The sequence below is a fragment of the Emticicia sp. 21SJ11W-3 genome (genome assembly GCF_024138715.1).
Taxonomy (GTDB): domain Bacteria; phylum Bacteroidota; class Bacteroidia; order Cytophagales; family Spirosomataceae; genus Emticicia; species Emticicia fluvialis.
The window spans coordinates 1,603,050-1,623,467 of the sequence record NZ_CP092074.1 but is presented as its reverse complement, the minus strand read 5'-3'; the positions used below and the strand labels follow the sequence as shown (position 1 = coordinate 1,623,467).

The following is a 20,418-nucleotide window of genomic DNA, read 5'->3' as shown; positions in this document are numbered from 1 at the left end:
CTATGAAAAAGGCCATTATTTCTACGCTGGCTTTTTACTGTATGGCTTGTAACACGGCACATGAGGGAAACCATACACAAACCACTATGAAACAGGAAGACACATTTGGATTCGACTACGAATTTTTAAAGAAACACAAAGAAGTAGTATTACTGGAGCAAGACAGCATGAAAGTTGCCATTGTAGGCGATTATCAGGCAAGAGTAATGACCAGCACTGCCCAAGGAAACGGTGGTTTCAGCTATGGTTGGATCAACCACGAAGCCATTGCGTCGGGCAAATACACACCGCACATGAATGCCTTTGGCGGAGAAGAACGCTTCTGGTTTGGCCCTGAAGGCGGGCAGTATTCCGTTTTCTTTAAGAAAGGCAGCACATTTGACTTTGAAAATTGGCAAACCCCGGCAGAAATAGACACGGTTTCTTATGATTTGGTTGAGAAACAAGCCAACAGAGCAGTTTTCACAAAGGATATGACGTTAGAAAACTACTCAGGTACGCAATTCAGGGTAAAGCTGAATCGTGAAATCAGTTTACTGAACCAATCTGATGCCGGGAAATTATTAGGTTTTGCGCTTAAAGACATTGCCTGGGTGGGGTATCAAACCACCAATGCCCTGACCAATACCGGAGCTGAAGACTGGGATAAATCGAAAGGGGTACTTTCTATCTGGCTTCTGGGTATGATGAAAGCCTCACCACAAAACACCATCATTATCCCTTACCAATCAGGCAAAGCAGAATTGATTAACGATAGCTACTTTGGTAAAATTCCTGCCGGAAGACTGGTAAAAAAAGAAGACATTCTGTTCTTCAAGGCTGACGCGCAGGCCCGTGGTAAAATAGGTATACCTCCGCAGGCATTAAAACCGGTTGCCGGAAGCTACGATGCCGAAAACAAAATACTGACCATTGTGCAGTTTGATTACAAAGGCGAAACCGACTACGTGAACTCGATGTGGGAGATTCAGAAAAACCCATACAACGGCGATGCCATTAACGCTTATAATGACGGTAAAAATGATACGGGTAGTCAGATGGGGCAATTTTATGAATTAGAGACCTCGTCGCCTGCCATTGCGCTTAAACGCAATGAAACATTAACCCATGTACAGCGTACTTTTCATTTTGAAGGGGCCGAGAACGCCCTGGATGCTATCAGCAAGAAGCTGTTAGGCATACATTTATCTGAAGTACCAAAACTTTGAATCTATAATTATCCACTCATGAAAAAAACCAAATTATTACTTCTGCTTTTTACTATCTCGCTTGCCGGTTACGCACAACCAGATAAAACGCTCTGGTATAAAAAGCCGGCGCAATACTTTGAAGAAAGCCTGGTACTGGGTAATGGCAAATTAGGCGCTACTGTTTTCGGTGGCGTTCAATCAGACAAAATCTATCTGAACGATGCCACATTGTGGTCTGGTGAGCCTGTAAATCCTAACATGAATCCGGAGGCTTACAAGCATATTCCGGCTATAAGAGAGGCTCTCCAAAAAGAAGACTATAAACTAGCCGACCAGTTGTATCGCAAAATTCAGGGAAAATACTCCGAGTCATTTGCGCCGCTGGGCACGCTGTATATCAACTTTGCCAATGAAGATAAAGCGCAGAACTACTATCGCGAACTGAATATAGGCGAGGCGGTTTCAAAAACTACTTACGAAATTGATGGGGTCAAATACACCCGTGAATACTTTGTGTCGCACCCCGACCAGATTATGATTATTAAGCTGACCAGCAGCAAGGCAGGGGCATTGAGTTTTGATGTAAAGTTTAACAGCCTGCTTAAAAACAAAGTTACGGCCAATGGTAATCTGTTATCAGTTAATGGCTACGCCCCGGTAAAGGCCTTGCCTAACTATGTCAATTCGCCGAATGCAGTTGTATTTGATGAATCAAAAGGCACCAGATTTACAACCCTTGCTAAAATCAAAAATACAGGTGGCAGTGTATTGGCCACCGACAGCACTATCGGCATTAAGAATGGAACAGAGGCCTTGATATTTGTATCAATAGCCACCAGTTTTAATGGGTTCGACAAAAACCCTGCAACCGAGGGTCTTGATAACAAAGCCATTGCGGCAGCTAATCTGAACAAAGCATTTGCCAAACCCTTTTTACAGCTAAAGCAGGCGCATATTAAAGATTACCAAACATTTTTTAATAGAGTAAGCCTGAACATCGGCGCTAGTCAGGCTCCGGTTTTACCAACTGACGAAAGGCTCAGACGTTACGCCGAAGGTAAAGAAGATAAAGTGCTGGAAGTACTGTATTTTCAATATGGCCGATACCTGCTTATCAGCAGCTCGCGTACCAATGGTGTTCCTGCCAACCTGCAAGGTATCTGGAACCCCTATATGAGACCACCCTGGAGCAGTAACTATACGACCAATATCAATGCCGAAGAAAACTACTGGCTGGCAGAAAACACCAACCTTTCAGAAATGCACAAGCCCTTACTCGGGTTTATCAGAAACGCCTCAGAAACCGGAAAAATTACGGCCAGAACTTTTTATGGCGTGAATGGCTGGACAGTAGCCCACAACTCCGATATCTGGGCTATGAGTAACCCCGTAGGTGATTTTGGTAATGGCGACCCCGTATGGGCTAACTGGACCATGGGTGGTACCTGGCTGAGTACCCACCTTTGGGAACACTACATTTTTACGAAAGACATCAGTTTCCTGAAAAACGAGGCCTACGGCATTATGCGTGGCGCAGCGCAGTTTTGTCAGGAATGGCTGGTGCCGGATAAAAACGGGAATCTGGTTACCTCACCGTCTACATCGCCCGAAAACAAATATATTACATCAACTGGTTATCATGGCGCTACCCTTTATGGCGCCACAGCCGACCTGGCCATGATTCGCGAGTGCTTTGAGCAAACCATCAAGGCATCAAAAATATTGAACACCGATGTTGAGTTCAGAACCAGGCTGGAACAGGCACTGGCCAAACTATACCCGTATCAGATAGGCAAAAAAGGTAATTTGCAGGAGTGGTATTATGACTGGGAAGACGAAGACCCTAAACACCGCCATCAATCGCATCTTTTTGGCTTGTTCCCGGGTAATCATATCACACCTGAAAAAACACCTTCTCTGGCTGAAGCCTGTCGTAAAACGCTGGAAATAAAAGGCGATGAAACAACGGGTTGGTCAAAAGGCTGGAGAATAAACCTTTGGGCAAGGCTATGGGACGGAAACCACGCCTACAAAATGTATCGTGAGTTATTGCATTATGTGGAACCCGACGGTGTAAAGACCAAATATGCACGTGGTGGCGGTACTTACCCTAACCTGTTTGACGCCCACCCGCCATTCCAGATTGATGGCAACTTTGGCGGGGCAGCGGCCGTTGCAGAAATGCTGGTGCAGTCTGATGAAAACCTGATTCGCTTGCTACCTGCCCTGCCAGACGATTGGAGCAATGGTTCTGTTAAGGGTTTATGCGCCAGAGGCGGTTTTGAAATAACCATGACCTGGGCAAATAAAACCGTAAAGTCTATCACGGTTTATTCTAAAAAAGGCGGGCAAACCACTCTGGTAAGTGGTAGCAAATCTAAAAAAATCAACCTGAAAGCAGGACAAAAACTGAATGTGGTGTTGTAATATTTATCCTTATTAAATATTTCATTATGATTGCTAAAAAACTGATTGTTATTTTTCTGTTCGGCTGCATTGGCAGTTTCGCACAAAAACCCTATTCGGTTCAAATGGCTGAGTCGTTCATGACCTGGCACAAAGACTCAATTACCGTAAAACCTAATAAACCGGCCGCATGGGATTACGAGCAGGGACTTGTACTAAAGGCATTGGAAAAGGTCTGGTACAGAACAGGAGACGGAAAATATTTTGAGTACATCAGAAAAGATATTGACCGCTACGTGCAGAAAGACGGCAGCATCAGAACTTACGCTTATAATGATTTTAATCTGGACAATATTCCTACCGGAAGAGCGCTGTTGATGCTGGCGCAACAAACACAGCCTGATAAAGAGAAATACATCAAAGCCGCCCATTTACTTTGGATGCAGATAGAGAACCAGCCCAAAACCAAAGAGGGTGGCTACTGGCACAAGCAAAGGTACCCCTACCAGATGTGGCTTGACGGCCTTTTTATGTGCGAGCCTTTTGCGGCCGAATACAGCAGGCTATTCAACAAGCCTGAGCATTTTGATGACATTGCCAGACAGTTTGCCCTGATTGAAAAATATGCAGTAGATGAACAGACCGGCCTGGTGTATCATGGCTACGACGAAAGCCGTGAGCAGAAATGGGCAGATAAAAAAACAGGGCTTTCGCCGCATTTCTGGAGCCGTGCCATTGGCTGGTATGCAATGGCATTGGTTGATGTTCTGGATTACTTCCCGGAAAATCACCCTGAAAAAGCGAATCTTATCAAATACCTGCAACGCCTGGCGCCTGCCCTGGTAAAATATCAAAATGCTCAGTCCGGTGTCTGGTATCAGATGACCACTCAGGGCAATCGTAAAGGTAATTACTTTGAAGCATCTGCATCTTGTATGTTTGTGTATGCTTTGGCAAAAGGGGTTCGTCAGGGGTATCTGGATGCCCGGTATCTGTCAGCCGCCAGAAAAGGCTACGCCGGTATACTGAAAGAATTTGTTGAGAAAGAAAAAGACGGGACAATCAGTCTGAACAAAACCGTAAGTGTAGGTGGCCTGGGTGGCAACCCGTATCGTGATGGTTCGTACGAATACTATCTGAGCGAACCTATCCGCAAGAACGATTTGAAAGGCGTCGGCCCGTTTATCTTTGCCAGCGTTGAAATGGAAATTGCCAACGAAAACACTTTGGGCAAAGGCAAAGTAGTGGCTGTAGACGGGCATTTCAATAATGAATTCAGAAAAGACCTGAATGGTAATCAGGAGAATTTTCATTACACCTGGGACGACCGCATGCACTCTGGCTTCTGGCTCTGGGGTAATATCTTTAACGAATTAGGAGCCAGAACAACCACAATTAAACAAGCGCCTACGGCTGCAAACCTGAAAGACGTAAGTGTTTACATTATAGTTGACCCAGACACAAAAAAGGAAACAGCAAAGCCTGCTTTTATTCAGGCAGATGATATTAAACAGATAAGTAACTGGGTTAAAAATGGCGGTGTTTTGGTAATGATGGCTAATGATACATCTAATTGCGAGCATAAAAACTTCAACCTCCTGGCCAAAGAATTTGGCATTCAGTTTTTAACCAAAAACATCAACATGGTGCAAGGGACGCAATGGGAACAAGGCCGTTTAGACATACCAGCGGGGAATCCGGTTTTTAAAAGCACTCAGGCGGTTTATATTAAAGAATTATCGCCATTGGCTTTGAGTACCCCTGCCAGATCTGTACTGACAGATAAAGGTGAAGTAATCATTGCAACAGCCAAAGTAGGTAAAGGAACCGTTTTTGCAGTGGGCGACCCCTGGCTGTACAACGAATACACTGATGGCCGCCGGATACCGCTTGTTTATCAGAATTTTAACGCTGCCAAAGATTTAGCCATATGGTTGTTGCAGCAAACAATAAAAAAGCAATAATGATTCGTATATTCTATTACACCCCCCCTATCGGGTATATAAAACTAATTCAGACCGATGTTTGAATAGAGGCCTACTTTAGTTGGTAAGTTAACTAATATCGAACAATATTGACACACGGGCATTAGTCACTTGTCAAAATAGTATTAAAAAAAGAAAAATTAGGGCAGAATAAATTAGTTAAAACTAAATAGTTTTGCTGCATCATAATTGAAAAACTTATAGCGACACAACCTCCAGGCTGAGTATCCTTGTGTCAATTTCTAAATCTTAAGACTTTGAGAAGCATGAAACCGTTTTTAGACGAAGATTTTTTGTTGCAAACCAAAACCGCCCGCACGCTTTACCACGAGTTTGCGAAAAATATGCCCATCATTGATTACCACAATCACTTACCACCAGACCAGATTGTGGCCGATAAAGTGTTTAACAACATAACCGAAATATGGCTTTATGGCGACCACTATAAGTGGCGCGCCATGCGCACCAATGGTATTAATGAAAAATATTGTACCGGGGATGCGTCTGACTACGAAAAGTTTGAAAAATGGGCAGAAACCGTGCCTTATACCATGCGTAATCCGCTGTATCACTGGACACACCTTGAGCTTCAGCGGTACTTTGGTATTCAGGATGTATTAAATCCTCAGACAGCAAAGAAGATTTATGATATTGCTTCTGAGAAAATCAGTTCGCCAGAGTTTTCGGTGAGAAATCTGCTACGTAAAATGAATGTAAAAGTGGTTTGTACAACCGACGACCCACTTGATACATTAGAATACCATAAGCAATTAAGAGATGCCGGTGATTTTGAAGTTAAAATGCTTCCGGCCTTCAGACCGGATAAATTTATTTTGATTGATAACCCGAATTTCGCGACCTATATTCAGAAACTGGGTGCTATTGTCAATTTTGACATACTGTCATTTGAAGATTTACTAAAGGCGCTTCGCCAGCGTGCCGATTTCTTTGCGTTGCAGGGCGGGCAAATTTCAGACCACGGCCTGGAACAAATTTATGCCGCCGACTTCACCCCTGAAACCGCAGACAGCGCCTTTAAAAATGCCATAGCAGGCAAAACACTTTCAGAAACCGAAGCAGTTGTATTCAAATCGGCTATTCTGCACGAATTAGGTAAAATGTATGCCGAATTGGGCTGGACACAGCAGTTCCACCTGGGCGCTTTGCGTAACAACAACAAACGTGCTATGCGTGTACTGGGCCCAGATACTGGTTGGGATTCTATCGGAGACTGGTCGCAGGCGGCAGCTTTGTCTAAGTTTTTGGGCAAGCTGGATGAATACGATCAACTGGCCAAAACCATAATCTATAACCTCAACCCTGCTGATAATGAACTGATAGCCACAATGGTGGGCAATTTTAATGATGGCTCAATGGCAGGTAAAGTGCAGTTTGGTTCAGGCTGGTGGTTTCTAGACCAGAAAGACGGCATGGAAAAACAAATCAATGCACTGTCGAATATGGGCTTATTGAGCCGCTTTGTAGGTATGCTGACAGACTCACGCAGTTTCCTTTCATTCCCCCGCCATGAGTATTTCCGTCGTATTCTATGCAATATTTATGGCAATGATATCGAAAACGGCGAATTACCAAACGACATAGCCTGGGTTGGTGAAACTGTGCAAAACATTTGCTACAATAACGCCAAAAACTATTTTGGCTGGTAAAAAGAGCCCGCATGAAACGCTTTGTTATTCTTTTACTACTGATAATCTCTCAGGTATCGGCGCAGGTATCTACCACCAAGCCCTGGGCTTACTGGTGGTGGATGGGCAGCGCCGTTACCAAAGACGGCATCAGTCAGAATCTGAAAGAATATGCCCGGGCGGGTTTCGGCGGTATGCACATCATACCCATTTATGGCGTAAAGGGCGAAGAAAACAAATTTCTGCCGTTTTTATCAGAAGAATGGCTGGAAATGCTTGATTTCACGCTAAAGGAAGCTAAAAAAAATAATCTGGGTATTGACCTTACACTTGGTACAGGCTGGCCGTTTGGTGGCAAAAGCGTTTCTACGGCAGATGCCGCTCAGGCGTTCAGGGTAACAGAGCACAACGGCCAATATATGCTTACCTTTGCTCCTACTAATCAGAAAGTAAAGCGAGCTGCCCCGGGTGGAGAAGGGCTGGTACTTGACCCATTCAATAAAGCAGCCTTAGAGCGTTATCTGCAAACATTTCAGGATGCTTTCAGACAAAAGAAGTATCCTGTCCGTGCGTTTTATAACGATTCTTACGAGGTTTACGGCGCTAACTGGACTGCCAATTTCTTTCAGCGATTCAAGGAGTTGAGAGGCTATGATTTGCAACAACACCTGGACGTATTGGCTAAAGAAAAAGCAGAGAGCCCACGCGAAAAACTGATATGGGGCGACTACAACGAAACCCTTTCGGATATTCTGCGTGACGATTTCACCAAAACCTGGACAAGCTGGTCGAAAAAACAAGGGAAACTAACCCGTAATGAAGCCCATGGCTCGCCCGCCAATATTCTTGACCTCTATGCCCTTGCTGATATTCCTGAATCAGAATTCTTCGGCAGTAAACCTTATGATATTCCACTTTCAAGAATAGACCCCGACTACGAAGAAAAACGTTTTGGTGTACCAGATGCACTGGTGCTGAAACTGGCATCTTCTGTGGCGCATGTAACGGGCAAAAAACTGGTGAGTTCAGAGACCGCAACATGGCTGGGTAACCATTTCAAGGTATCTTTATCGCAAGTAAAACCCATCATAGATGAGTCGTTCATTGGTGGGGTTAATCACATATTTTATCATGGTGTACCTTACTCACCACCCAACGCGCCCTTCCCGGGCTGGTTATTTTATGCTTCTACCAATTTCAATCAGCAAAGTCATTTCTGGGATTACCTCCCCGAGTTGAATAATTACATTGCCCGCTGCCAGGAAAAATTGCAAAACAGCAAGCCCGACAATGATATTCTGATGTACTTTCCGATTTATGACCTGTGGCAGTCGGTAGGTAACAAAGCCAAAACCCATGCCATTGATGTACACGCCATTATGAAAGACGGTATGCTTAAATCTGCTTTTGGCGATGCCTGCAAAACACTTATGGCTAATGGTTACAGCTTTGATTTCATCTCTGATTTACAACTGAAAAGCTCTCAGATAAACAACAAGCAATTAGTTACGCAAGGCAAGCACGCTTATAAAGCTATTGTTGTGCCACCGGTGCAGTATATACCTGTGGCAACGCTGGCCTATCTTGAAAAATGCAAAAAGGCGGGCATACCAGTGTTTTTCATTGACCATTTGCCAACCACGGCTACAGGTTTTAAAAATTGGGATAAGCACCAGAAGCTATTTGAGCAACTGTTACCTTCATTCAGCCATTCAGTTAGTTTAGATATTGTTTCAAGCCTGCAAACGGCTAAAATCAGAAAAGAAAATCTTTCAGAAGCAGGGCTATCATTTATCCGCAAGAAAAACGCCTACGGAACCTTGTACTTTGTAAGTAATCTGGGCAATCAATTCAGGCAAGGAATGATTCAGTTAGCCGCTTCCGGCAGGGCTGTAAGAATCTACGATGCGCTACATCAGAAAAGCGGGCTGGTTAGTTTTAAAAGAATTGCTTCTGATCTTTTAGAAATACCAATTACGCTTTATGGCGGCCAAAGTATATTCATTGAGGTATTGAACCACAAACCTGCCAATGAAAAAGCCTTTGAGATGAAAAAGCCAGGAAAAACGATACTCTTAAAAGGCAGGTGGAAAGTAGATTTTATAAAAGGGCAGCCGTTTATTCCTAATTCATTTCAGACAGACACTTTGCAGTCGTGGGTAAATCTGAGCGACTCAACCGCTCAGTACTTCAGCGGAACCGCACGTTACCAGTTAACTTTCAGCCTCGACAAATCAGAAATTAAAAACAGCTGGCTCGATTTAGGCGACGTACGCGAAATGGCCTCCGTAAAACTCAATGGTAAAGACCTGGGCAAATACTGGTCATTACCATTCAGGATTCCGGTTGCGGCCGATAATCTGAGTACAACCAATAAACTGGAAATAGAAGTTACCAATTTATCAGCCAACCGGATTAGGTATTTAGATAAAACAGGAGTAAATTGGAAGAAATTTTATGATACCAATATGGTAGACATTAAATATCAACCCTTTAACGCTGCCGAATGGAAGCCTGTTGCCTCAGGATTACTTGGCCCCATAAGGCTTATTTCTGAACAATAAATCCATCACAGAAAGAGAGTACCTCTTTCGTTAACCTAAAAAAATTCAACCCTTTATCTATGGAAAAAATCGGAAAGTATCGTTGGACTATCTGTAGTCTTCTTTTTCTTGCCACGACAATTAATTATCTCGACCGGAACGTTATCAGCTACCTGAAGCCCTATCTGGCAGATGCTTTTAACTGGACGCCCGAACAAGAAGTAATTGACTATTCTAATATTGAAATCGCTTTCAAATTAGCCTATGCTTTCGGGATGTTCTTTGCCGGAGGCTTCATTGATAAATTCGGCACAAAAATCGGCTATGCCATTGCCACAGGTTTATGGAGCGTGGCAGCGGTAGCGCATGCTTTTTGTACCGGCACAATGGGCTTTATTATCGCCCGTGTTTTTCTTGGCGTTACAGAGGCTGGCAACTTCCCGGCTGCTATTAAATCGGTTGCTGAGTGGTTTCCTCAAAAAGAAAGAGCTTTGGCCACAGGTTTTTTTAACTCAGGCACTAACATCGGGGCTATTATTGTGCCGCTTTCGGTACCTTTAATTGCCCAAAACTGGGGCTGGCAATGGGCGTTTATTCTTACGGGCCTTATAGGCTTCATCTGGCTTATTTTATGGTTTATCTACTACGAGGTACCCCAAAGACAGAAGCGTTTATCAGCAGCGGAATTTGAATATATCAATTCAGATAAATCAGAACCTGTGTCTGAAGAACGAGTACCCTGGTCTACTCTGCTAAAATTTCCACAAACCTGGGCTTTTGCCATTGGCAAGTTTCTCACTGACCCCGTGTGGTGGTTTTATCTTTTCTGGCTACCTGATTTCCTGATGAAACAATATAACCTTACATCAACTGAAATCGTCTGGCCGTCAGCATTGGTTTATGTCATTGGCAGTATTGGCAGTATCTTTGGCGGTTGGTTACCTATGAACCTTATAAACAGAAACTGGCCTGCCTTTAAGGCACGTAAAACCAGTATGTTAATATATGCCTTTGCAGTATTGCCAGTGCTATTTGCCCAGTATTTAGGTGCCATTAATATGTGGCTGGCGGTATTGGTCATTGGTATTGCGGCATCTGCACACCAGGCCTGGAGCGCCAATATCTTTACAACCGTTTCAGATATGTTCCCTAAAAAAGCTACCGGCTCGGTTACCGGCATTGGCGGTATGTTTGGTGGCTTGGGAGGTATATTACTTACATGGTTGGTACAGAAAAACATGTTTGTGTACTACACTAAAATAGGACAGATACAAACCGGATATTTTATAATGTTTTGTATTTGCGGCGCAGCCTATCTGTTGGCGTGGTTAATTATGCATGTACTGGTACCCAAAATGAAAAAGGTAGAACTATAAACATTCAACCGATATACACTTTACCATGAAAAAATTAATTGCATTTAGCATTTTTCTGATTATCAGCCATTTATCTATCGGGCAAGACGTTAAATCAATTATCGAAGACCTTGAGAAAAAGCGCTTTGCCGCACAGGTTTCAAAAGATGCAGGTTTTCTCAACAAAGTTTTTGCCGATGATTTGATCTACGTGCATTCGAACGGCAAGATGGATAACAAAGAAGCCTATATTGCCTCGGTTCTTAATGGTGGTAGCGTTTACTCTAAAATAGATATTGAGAACATCTCTATCAGAGTATATAACAATAATCAGACAGCCGTGGTCAATGGCAAAATACTGGTTACCCAGCCACCTGTTGATGGCAAACCTACCCTGCTGCCGCTGCAATACCTTGTTGTATATGTAAAAGACAAGAAAAACGGCTGGCAGTTAAACTCATGGCAGTCTTTGAAACGACCTAACTGATTTTTTATATCATATTCTGAAAGAATGGTTTAACCGTTGTGCCATACACAATGGCTGAACCATTCTTCTCTGTTTAGTCCATTTGTAAGCTCTACCCAATGAAAAAAAGACTGCTACTGTCGGGATACTTTTTGCTAACTGTACTGACGGCTATCCATGCGCAGCAACCACAGACACTTACACCAGCCAAAACACCTGAAGAAGTTGGTTTCTCAACCGAAAAACTAAAAAAACTTGATACCCATTTTCAGGAACTTGTCGATAAGGGCATCACACCAAATGCAGTTATGCTGGTTGCCAGAAAAGGCAAAATAGTGCATGAGAAAGCTTTTGGCTTTAGCAACCTGGAAACGAAGACGCCACTTAAGAAAGACGATATTTTCAGAATTGCCTCGCAATCAAAACTGATCACTACCATCGGGCTGATGATGTTGTTTGAAGAAGGCAGATTCTTTCTGGATGAACCCGTCTCAAAATACATACCCTCGTTTAAGAATGCGAGTGTTCTTGTAAGTTATGACGAAAAAGACCGTAGCAAGTACATTACCCGCCCGGCCAAATCAGCTATTACTATCAGGCATTTGCTGAGCCATTCGGCAGGAATCCCCTATGAGCATCCATTGCAGGAGTTACCCGAATTCAAGGTTCCTTTTTTTTGCTCAGTAGACAAAGATGTACTGAAAGATGTAGTTGACAGAATAGCGGCGCGTCCTTTGCTTTCAGACCCGGGCACTCAATTTACCTACGGGCTGAACACCGATGTTGTCGGCAGGTTAATAGAGGTGCTATCAGGTATGCCATTTGACCAATACCTGCATAAAAAAGTACTAGGCCCCTTAGGCATGATGGATACTTACTTTTATCTGCCTGAAGAAAAAGCCAGCCGATTAGTTGAGCTTTACTCTAAGCCAGACACTGAAGCAAAACTTAGTTTGCATACGAACGAAACCTACAGAAATTTTGCCGTGAGTGGCCAAAGAACATACTTTTCAGGCGGCGCAGGTTTGGTAAGTACAATCCAGGACTACGCAAAGATTTGCCAGTTTATTCTTAACAAAGGTGAGTTTAACGGTAAAAGGCTGCTCAGCAGAAGCACAGTTGAACTAATGGGCAGGAACCAGATAGGTGAAAGCTTTGTGTGGGACAGGCAGGACAAATTCGGTTTAGGATTACAGATTATCACGCCGGAGTCTCATTACGGCGATAACGCAACACCCGGCGCACTTACCTGGGGAGGTATGTACTGTTCAGAATATACGATTGACCCAAAAGAAGATCTGATTCTACTGGTATTTACTAACGTTCATCCCTACGCGCATTATTCAGCGTTTGTACGTAATTTCAGAATTCTGGTTTATCAGGCACTTTTATAATTTTACCGGGCAAAGTACTGAGAAACGATTTTGCAAATCGTTTTTCAAAGTCCGATTTTCTGACGAACTTTGCCCGACAAGACAATATTATTTTTACAACAAAAAATGGCACATCCGTTAGAAGGAGTAGGTGTAGCTTTAATAACACCATTTGACAGGCACCACGAAGTTGATTATGATGCTTACGTAAGGTTGCTCGAATTTACAAGTGCAGGCGCGGTAGATTATTTTGTTGTGCAAGGCACAACCGGCGAGACCTCTACCACAACTGCTGAAGAAAAAGCTCAGTTATTAAAGCTTGCCAAGGAAAACAACCCAAGAAACCTGCCCATTGTGTATGGTTTGGGGGGTAATAATACAAGAACCGTTTTAGAAACTATCAAAACAACTGATTTAAGTGGTGTTTCGGCCATTTTATCGGTATGCCCCTATTATAATAAACCTTCGCAGGCTGGGCTCATTGCCCATTTTACTGCCATTGCAGATGCATCGCCGGTTCCGGTGTTGCTTTACAATGTTCCGGGCCGCACGGTTATTCATTTGCAGATACCAACGGTTGTTGAACTGGCTAAACACCCGAACATCATAGGTATAAAAGATGCCAGCACTATTGAAAACGCCCTTGAACTAGCCACGCGTTGTCCTGAGGATTTCTTATTATTGTCAGGTGACGACAATCTCGTGACATCCTCAATCAGCATTGGTTTCAAAGGTGTAATCTCGGTTATTGCCAATGCATTCCCGAAAGAGTTTGGAGAAATGACATGGGCTGCTTTAAATGGAGACTTTAAAAAAGCCGCCGATTTGCAAAGACGCTTTTTAGATTTCGACACCCTGCTTTACGTGGAGTCGAACCCGGTGGGTATTAAAAAATGCCTGGAGATTAAAGGAGTTTGCAGCTCAGAGGTACGCCTGCCATTGGTAAAAGCTTCGGCAGAGTTAGGCGCCAAACTTGAAAAAGCCATGATTAACGAGGGCTTCTGGCAATAAGCTATTTCATTTGTTATTCTTCTGCAGGTGGGGTTTCCCCACCTTTTTCTTTTCTCGAAAAATACAGGGCATCGCGCATGGATAAGTTTATTTCAAACCCAAGTACCAGAATAAGAGAAATAAGATATAGCCAAACCATAAGCGCAATAAAAGTACCGATAGACCCATACAATTTATTATAAGAGTTGAAGTTGGCCAGATAATAAGAAAAAAGATTAGTGGCCAGAATACCCAGAACCGAGGCAATAAATGCCCCAATGTTAAAGAATTTCAAGCGTTTATGCACAGCCGGGGCAAAATAATAAATAACGCATATACCCAGGTAAAAAATCAGGAAGATTCCGCCGTACCTGACAATCTGCAACAGATAAAAAGTAAAGTTTTCGTTCAGGAGCGCTTTTTCAAATAAAAAGTCCAGAATAATCCTGCCTACAATCAGCACAACAATAGCACAAACCAGCACTATAAAAAGTAGCATAGTAAGAAAAAGCGCTATCAGCCTTGCTTTAAGGTAGCTGCGTTTTTCTTTCACATGCAGCGCCATGTTAAATGCCCGCATCAGGGCCATCATACCATTGGTGGCAGCAAAAACCGTAAAGAAAAACCCGAATGACAGGATATCACTCCGTTTTCGGCTTACAATTTCAAGAATAGTGTAAGACGTGCTTTCATAAATTCCCTGAGGCATTACGTCTCTCAGAAAATCCATAATCAAACGGTCGAGGTGGTTAATCGGAATATAAGGAATAAGCGTAAAAAGGAAGATTATGCCCGGAAAAACCGCCAGCAAAAAACTGTATGATACTGACGCTGCCCGTTGGTCGATATCAAAGGTTATAATTTTTTTCCAGAGAATTACCAACAAATGATACAATGAAACGGTTGTGTTCCATAGATAGATACTCTCAAGAAATTGCCGGATTCGTTTCAAATTAAAAATTCATTAGACTTTGTTTGCAAAAATACAAATTAACTTGGTTTTCATGAATTTTACCGATATTGCACCAGAGCTAATTAAGAAAATTTAAATTTACGTATAAGCAATAAAAGCAGGGTTTTGCCATTTTAACAATACACAATTTTTTAAACAACAGATAATTATATGCGATACAACATATTGTGGGCCGACGATGAAATTGATTTATTAAAACCATATATTATATTTTTACAGGGAAAAGGCTACGACGTAACCCCGGTACCAAGTGGGGCCGATGCCATTGACAAAGTGGAAACCGAGCGTTTTGACATTGTTTTTCTGGACGAAATGATGCCTGGTATGACAGGCCTTGAAACGCTGGCGCAGATAAAGGTAATTAAACCTAACTTACCGGTGGTGATGATTACCAAGTCTGAAGAAGAGCGGATAATGGAAGATGCCATCGGCTCAAACATTGCCGATTACCTGATTAAACCACTGAACCCCAACCAGATTCTTCTTTCTGTAAAAAAGATACTTGATAACAAAAGGCTGATATCAGAAAAAACCAATCTGGGGTATCAGCAAGATTTCAGAAATCTGGCTATGCAGTATAACGACCGCATCGGGCATCAGGAATGGGCAGAAATCTATAAAAAACTGATATATTGGGAATTACAATTGGATAAGTCGGAAGATAAAAGCATGGAAGAAGTTTTTGAAATGCAAAAATCTGAGGCCAACTCAAACTTCTGTAAATTTATTGAAGAAAACTATGAAGACTGGCTGAACGACCCCAAAGTTGAAAAACCGCTGCTTTCGCACCAGCTGATGAAGAAAAAAGTATTCCCTCTGGTGCAAACCAATTCTCCATTGTTTTTTCTGCTGATTGATAATCTGAGATACGACCAGTGGAAAGTACTTGAAGAAGTTATAAGCGATTACTTTAATGTAGAAGAAGAAAGCGATTATTACGCTATTCTGCCAACGGCTACTTCTTATGCCCGTAATGCTATTTTTTCGGGTCTTATGCCTTCAGACATGGCACGCCAGCACCCTGACTTATGGGTGAACGATGAAGGCGAGAACGAAGATGCGCTTAACAACAACGAGGCCGAGTTTTTGAAACGCCAGATTGACAAAAGCAGGCTCAATATCAGCTTTTCTTACCATAAGATTCTGAACATCAATCAGGGCAAAAGCCTTGTAGATAATTTCAATAATTTACTAAAAAACCAGTTGATTGCCATTGTTTATAATTTTGTAGATATGTTATCGCATGCCCGCACCGAAATGGGCATGATAAAAGAACTGGCCCCTGACGAATCGGCTTACCGTTCTATCACGCGGTCATGGATTGAACACTCGCCGCTGCTTGACTTGCTGAAAAAAATTGCAGAGAAAAAAGGCAGGCTGGTTATTACTACCGACCACGGCATGATACGTGTACGGCATCCGAAAAGAATTGTGGGCGACAGAAACGTGAATACAAACCTGCGATACAAACAAGGAAAAAATCTGAACCTGGACGATAAAAGCGACCATGTGCTGGTTGTTAGAAAGCCCGAGCTGTTTATGTTGCCTAAGCCCAATGTATCAACAGCCTATTTCTTTACAATGGAAGACTATTTCTTTGCGTATCCTAACAATTATAACCACTACGTAAGCCATTATAAGGATACTTTCCAGCATGGGGGTGTCTCGATAGAAGAAATGATAGTTCCGTTTGCATATCTGACAGCCAAATAGTGAGTTTCATGAGAATTTTACTAGGTTTTATACTCTGCCTGATAGTTACAAAGGCTGTTGCGCAAACGCAACAGCCTAAATACATTGAAGATAAGTACTCTTACTTCTTTAACCTTACACTGGGTAATGCGCTGGGCGATTACAGAACAGTTCTGAAGGAAGGAAATAAATCAGGCGGCAAATTCGGTGTTTCTGCCGGCATTCTGCTTAACCCATACGGCAGAAAAAAAGCCTCGCCTGTTTTTTATGGCCTTGAGGGTGGCATACAGGCAGACGGTAAAGAATATCCTATAACAAGCTATAACGGCGACTTCAGAGTTACCAATACTTCTTTTTTTCTTAACGGAATAGCCCGCTACAGACCGGTTTTGTGGAGTTCTAAATTTAACCCCTATGCCGATGCATTTGCGGGTGCAAAACTGATTCAGACGGGTCTGGTTGAACTGTTGAATGAAGATGAATCGGAAACGCTGAAAAGATGGACCAAAGTAACGCCTAATTACGGTATTGGTGTGGGTGTAGGTATCAAGCTGTTCGGCGCCATGAAAAACAGTTATCTTGATATTGGTATTTATTATCAGCAGGCAGATGCCACCAAAATTGTAAAGCCTAATACGGTAGAGATTGACAATAACTTTGAGTATAAAAGCAAACAGATTTTAACTACCACCAATCAGTTATTGATTAAAATAGGCATTACCGGTTTTAACTAAAGGCCGTCTGAAAGGTCGGTTATAAGTCCTTTATCGCAATAAAGTGTACGGCTCGGGAACCGCTCTATCAGTTCAAAGTTATGCGTAGCCATTAACACGGCTGTTTTGGATTTCTCGTTGATATCCTTGAATAATTTCAGAATCTCAACCGACATCTCCGGGTCAAGGTTACCCGTAGGTTCATCAGCCAGTAATATCTGTGGGTGATTCAGCAATGCTCTGGCTATACCTACCCTCTGCTGCTCACCGCCAGATAACTGGTGAGGCATTTTGGTAAGTATATTCTGTAGGTTCACAAGTTTTAAGGCCTCATCAATTCTGTTTCTCATTTCATTTTTATCTTCCCACCCCATTGCTCTCAGATAAAAAACCAGGTTTTTTTCAATGTTTCTATCGCTCAATAACTGAAAATCCTGAAAAACAATACCGATATTTCTTCTTAAATACGGAACCTGCGCTCTTTTAATAGTATGCAGGTCATAACCGGCCACAATACCTGTTCCTTTTTCAAGCCATAAATCGGCATAGAGTGTTTTTAAAACTGAAGATTTTCCGCTCCCTGTACGGCCAATGAGAAAAACAAATTCGCCCTGATGGATAGTAAAGTTAACTGATGACAAAACCAGTTGCTCGCGCTGATAGATATAGGCGTTCCGCAGAGAAATAACGGGTTCCATATTTGTGAGGTAAGAATTAAAAGGCAACTGCCAGGCAGTTTTAAGCAATAAACGCAAAAACTGTCTGGCAGCGTATAAGAAATCTTATTTCTGATTTACTTTGGCGTGGTCGGCAAGAAACTTGGCAAGGCCACTATCAGTAAGCGGATGATTCAGCAATGCAAGAATGGCAGAAAGCGGGCCTGTCATTACATCGGCACCTATTTTTGCGCATTGAATAATGTGCATTGGGTGGCGTACTGAAGCCGCCAGTATCTGGGTTTCGTATCCGTAGTTATCATATATCAGACGGATATCTTCAATCAGATTCATACCATCGGTTGAGATGTCGTCCAGACGCCCAACAAATGGCGAAACGTAAGTGGCTCCGGCCTTTGCAGCCAACAAGGCCTGTCCCGGCGAGAAAACAAGCGTACAATTGGTTTTAATACCTCTTTCAGAGAAGTATTTAATGGCCTTGATGCCGTCTTTTATCATCGGTATTTTTACTACTATCTGCTCATCAATTTCGGCCAGTTCTTCACCCTCAACAATCATTTCTTCATATCTGGTCGAAATCACTTCAGCGCTTACGTCGCCATCAACAATGTCGCAAATGGCCTTGTAATGGCGCATTACGTTGTCTTTCCCTGCAATGCCTTCTTTGGCCATTAACGAGGGGTTAGTGGTTACACCATCAAGCACACCTAGATCCTGTGCTTCCTGTATTTCTTTAAGAGATGCGGTATCAATAAAAAATTTCATAATTCATCATAACCCCATATCCGGATAACGGATTATTTGTTAGGAACTCTCATGCCTTAGGGGAGTTAGTTACATGAAAGTAATAGATATTTTATTGAACAATTTGTATAAGCCAGAAACAAAAAATGGCAAATTCACCGCTCAACCACAATACCCTTGCTTCGGTCAAGACCTGGGGGATTCAGCAGGAGCTGGTAATTTGCCGCTGCAAAGGTATGAAACTTTTTATGTTGCTACAAGTGGTTTTCAAAAAAAGCGGTTTTCAGGCAGGTTGCATTATCTTTTGCACAGCCATTAACAACAAACAAATATAAACTAAAACTACTGATAATGAAGCATTAAAAAAATGTAACCAGGCCAATTTTAATGTTATTTAAATCTTGTAAAATTTATAGGTTTTTTTTCAGCAGAAAGTACATAATTAGCTTTTAACTTGACAAAATGTATTTTTTTAGGTTGTTTTGACATACCATTCCTAACCAAAAACTGATGCTAACGATGGCAAAAAAAATACTCCTCTGGATTTTCATGGCTATGTTTATTTATGCGGCCATTGTACAATATAACGACCCAGACCCGTATGTATGGGTACCCACCTACCTGATTCCGGTATTTTTATGTTACCATAAAATGAAAGGCAAAGGCGAACCTATTATGTTTTTTACCATAGGCTTGTTATATCTGATGTGGGCAATTAACCAGTTTCCACCAGCATGGGAAGGTGTGGTGCTTAATGAGATGGGTATGAAGACAATTAATATTGAATTGGCGAGGGAGTCGCTAGGCCTGGGTATATGTACTTTGGCCATGTGGGTTTGTGCTTTGTTGAAACCTGAAGCGCAGATGTAATCCTTACTAAAAAATGAATGCGGCATTACTAATTGCCGCATTCGATTTTTTTTATTGCTTTATTCGTTCCAGGTCTTCAATGGTATCAATTCCTATACTTTCATAATTTGTTACAATGGCATATATTTTATAGCCAAAGCCCAACCACCTGAGCTGCTCTAGTTTCTCGGTGTTTTCAAGCGGCGAAAGCGGAATGTGCGAAATCTGCTCTAACACATCGCTTCGGTAAGCATATATGCCAATGTGCTTATAAAAATCGGCGTGGTCAAGCCACTCATCCGGCTCAAAGCCTCTTACATAAGGCACAACCTGGCGGCTGAAATACAGGCACTGTTTTCTGATAGTAAGCACAGCTTTTACCACATTGGGGTCTCGAAGTGTTTCATAGTCTTTTATCTTCTTAACGGCCGTGGCAATTTCAGTTTTAAAATCCAGCAGACCTGAAAGCTGGTCAATGGTTTCAGGGTCAATAAAAGGCTCATCGCCCTGGATATTAATGGCGTAGTCGTACTTGGTAACACCTCCGGCTTTTTCCAGTGCCTCAAAGCATCTGTCGGTTCCTGTAGGGTGGTCACTTGATGTCATTATCGCGTCTCCACCAAACTCCAGAACATGATTCAGTATTCTTGAATCATCAGTTGCTACCACCACTCTTTGTAAACTCTTAGCTTTTAAGGCCTGCTCATACACCCTTTGAATCATGCTTTTACCGTTTATTTCAACGAGTGGTTTACCCGGAAAGCGGCTGGAAGCATATCGTGCCGGTATTATCCCAAGAATTTTCATAGGTCTCAA

General features: G+C 42.5%; 17 protein-coding genes. 13 read left to right on the top strand and 4 right to left on the bottom strand.

What is annotated here, in order from left to right; genetic code table 11:
- The first annotated feature begins 2 nt into the window (after positions 1 to 2).
- The 9 genes from MB380_RS06865 to dapA all read left to right on the top strand — a co-directional run bounded on the left by MB380_RS06865 (position 3) and on the right by dapA (position 13,975).
- Complete coding sequence (locus tag MB380_RS06865; RefSeq protein ID WP_253534075.1) at positions 3 to 1,208, top strand: DUF6786 family protein; 1,206 nt, start codon at positions 3 to 5, stop codon at positions 1,206 to 1,208.
- Positions 1,209 to 1,226: 18 nt separating this feature from the next.
- Positions 1,227 to 3,617: a glycosyl hydrolase family 95 catalytic domain-containing protein gene (locus MB380_RS06860; RefSeq protein WP_253534073.1), complete on the top strand. Its 2,391-nt coding sequence runs from the start codon at positions 1,227 to 1,229 to the stop codon at positions 3,615 to 3,617.
- Between the two features lie 26 nt (positions 3,618 to 3,643).
- Positions 3,644 to 5,560 carry a glycoside hydrolase family 88 protein gene (locus tag MB380_RS06855; RefSeq protein WP_253534071.1) on the top strand — a complete coding sequence of 639 codons (1,917 nt, stop codon included), beginning with the start codon at positions 3,644 to 3,646 and terminating at the stop codon, positions 5,558 to 5,560.
- A gap of 287 nt (positions 5,561 to 5,847) precedes the next feature.
- Positions 5,848 to 7,248, top strand: a complete 1,401-nt coding sequence (uxaC, locus tag MB380_RS06850; RefSeq protein ID WP_253534069.1) for a glucuronate isomerase — start codon at positions 5,848 to 5,850, stop codon at positions 7,246 to 7,248.
- Positions 7,249 to 7,259: 11 nt separating this feature from the next.
- Positions 7,260 to 9,791: a glycosyl hydrolase gene (locus MB380_RS06845; RefSeq protein ID WP_253534067.1), complete on the top strand. Its 2,532-nt coding sequence runs from the start codon at positions 7,260 to 7,262 to the stop codon at positions 9,789 to 9,791.
- A gap of 59 nt (positions 9,792 to 9,850) precedes the next feature.
- Entirely contained in the window at positions 9,851 to 11,146 is a 1,296-nt protein-coding gene (locus tag MB380_RS06840) for an MFS transporter (protein ID WP_253534065.1), read from the top strand.
- Positions 11,147 to 11,171: 25 nt separating this feature from the next.
- Positions 11,172 to 11,612 (top strand): nuclear transport factor 2 family protein, encoded by a 441-nt coding sequence (locus MB380_RS06835; protein ID WP_253534064.1) that lies wholly within the window; start codon positions 11,172 to 11,174, stop codon positions 11,610 to 11,612.
- A 98-nt stretch (positions 11,613 to 11,710) separates the two neighbouring features.
- Positions 11,711 to 12,985 carry a serine hydrolase gene (locus MB380_RS06830; RefSeq protein ID WP_253534063.1) on the top strand — a complete coding sequence of 425 codons (1,275 nt, stop codon included), beginning with the start codon at positions 11,711 to 11,713 and terminating at the stop codon, positions 12,983 to 12,985.
- A 105-nt stretch (positions 12,986 to 13,090) separates the two neighbouring features.
- Positions 13,091 to 13,975 (top strand): 4-hydroxy-tetrahydrodipicolinate synthase, encoded by an 885-nt coding sequence (gene dapA / locus MB380_RS06825; protein ID WP_253534062.1) that lies wholly within the window; start codon positions 13,091 to 13,093, stop codon positions 13,973 to 13,975.
- Positions 13,976 to 13,988: 13 nt separating this feature from the next.
- On the opposite strand, the gene MB380_RS06820 is transcribed toward dapA, so the two are convergent.
- Entirely contained in the window at positions 13,989 to 14,906 is a 918-nt protein-coding gene (locus MB380_RS06820; protein ID WP_253534061.1) for a YihY/virulence factor BrkB family protein, read from the bottom strand.
- A gap of 171 nt (positions 14,907 to 15,077) precedes the next feature.
- Here MB380_RS06820 and MB380_RS06815 point away from each other — a divergent pair, with 171 nt between their 5' ends.
- Positions 15,078 to 16,640 carry a bifunctional response regulator/alkaline phosphatase family protein gene (locus tag MB380_RS06815; protein WP_253534060.1) on the top strand — a complete coding sequence of 521 codons (1,563 nt, stop codon included), beginning with the start codon at positions 15,078 to 15,080 and terminating at the stop codon, positions 16,638 to 16,640.
- Between the two features lie 8 nt (positions 16,641 to 16,648).
- Positions 16,649 to 17,353 (top strand): hypothetical protein, encoded by a 705-nt coding sequence (locus tag MB380_RS06810; protein ID WP_253534059.1) that lies wholly within the window; start codon positions 16,649 to 16,651, stop codon positions 17,351 to 17,353.
- On the opposite strand, the gene MB380_RS06805 is transcribed toward MB380_RS06810, so the two are convergent.
- Both MB380_RS06805 and fsa read right to left on the bottom strand, forming a co-directional pair.
- Positions 17,350 to 18,030: a cell division ATP-binding protein FtsE gene (locus tag MB380_RS06805; RefSeq protein ID WP_253534058.1), complete on the bottom strand. Its 681-nt coding sequence runs from the start codon at positions 18,028 to 18,030 to the stop codon at positions 17,350 to 17,352. The two genes, MB380_RS06810 and MB380_RS06805, sit on opposite strands and share 4 nt — an antisense overlap.
- A gap of 84 nt (positions 18,031 to 18,114) precedes the next feature.
- The gene (gene fsa / locus MB380_RS06800) at positions 18,115 to 18,774 is read right to left on the bottom strand and encodes a fructose-6-phosphate aldolase (RefSeq protein ID WP_101725265.1); all 660 of its coding nucleotides are present in this window, start codon (positions 18,772 to 18,774) and stop codon (positions 18,115 to 18,117) included.
- A gap of 125 nt (positions 18,775 to 18,899) precedes the next feature.
- Between fsa and MB380_RS06795 the strand changes: the two genes are divergently transcribed.
- Entirely contained in the window at positions 18,900 to 19,088 is a 189-nt protein-coding gene (locus tag MB380_RS06795; protein ID WP_253534057.1) for a hypothetical protein, read from the top strand.
- A gap of 184 nt (positions 19,089 to 19,272) precedes the next feature.
- Positions 19,273 to 19,623, top strand: coding sequence for a transmembrane 220 family protein (locus MB380_RS06790; RefSeq protein ID WP_253534056.1), 351 nt, complete (start codon positions 19,273 to 19,275; stop codon positions 19,621 to 19,623).
- 51 nt (positions 19,624 to 19,674) lie between these two features.
- Here the strand turns inward: MB380_RS06790 and kdsB are convergent, their stop codons facing one another.
- Positions 19,675 to 20,409 carry a 3-deoxy-manno-octulosonate cytidylyltransferase gene (kdsB, locus tag MB380_RS06785; protein ID WP_253534055.1) on the bottom strand — a complete coding sequence of 245 codons (735 nt, stop codon included), beginning with the start codon at positions 20,407 to 20,409 and terminating at the stop codon, positions 19,675 to 19,677.
- Between the last annotated feature and the right edge of the window lie 9 nt (positions 20,410 to 20,418).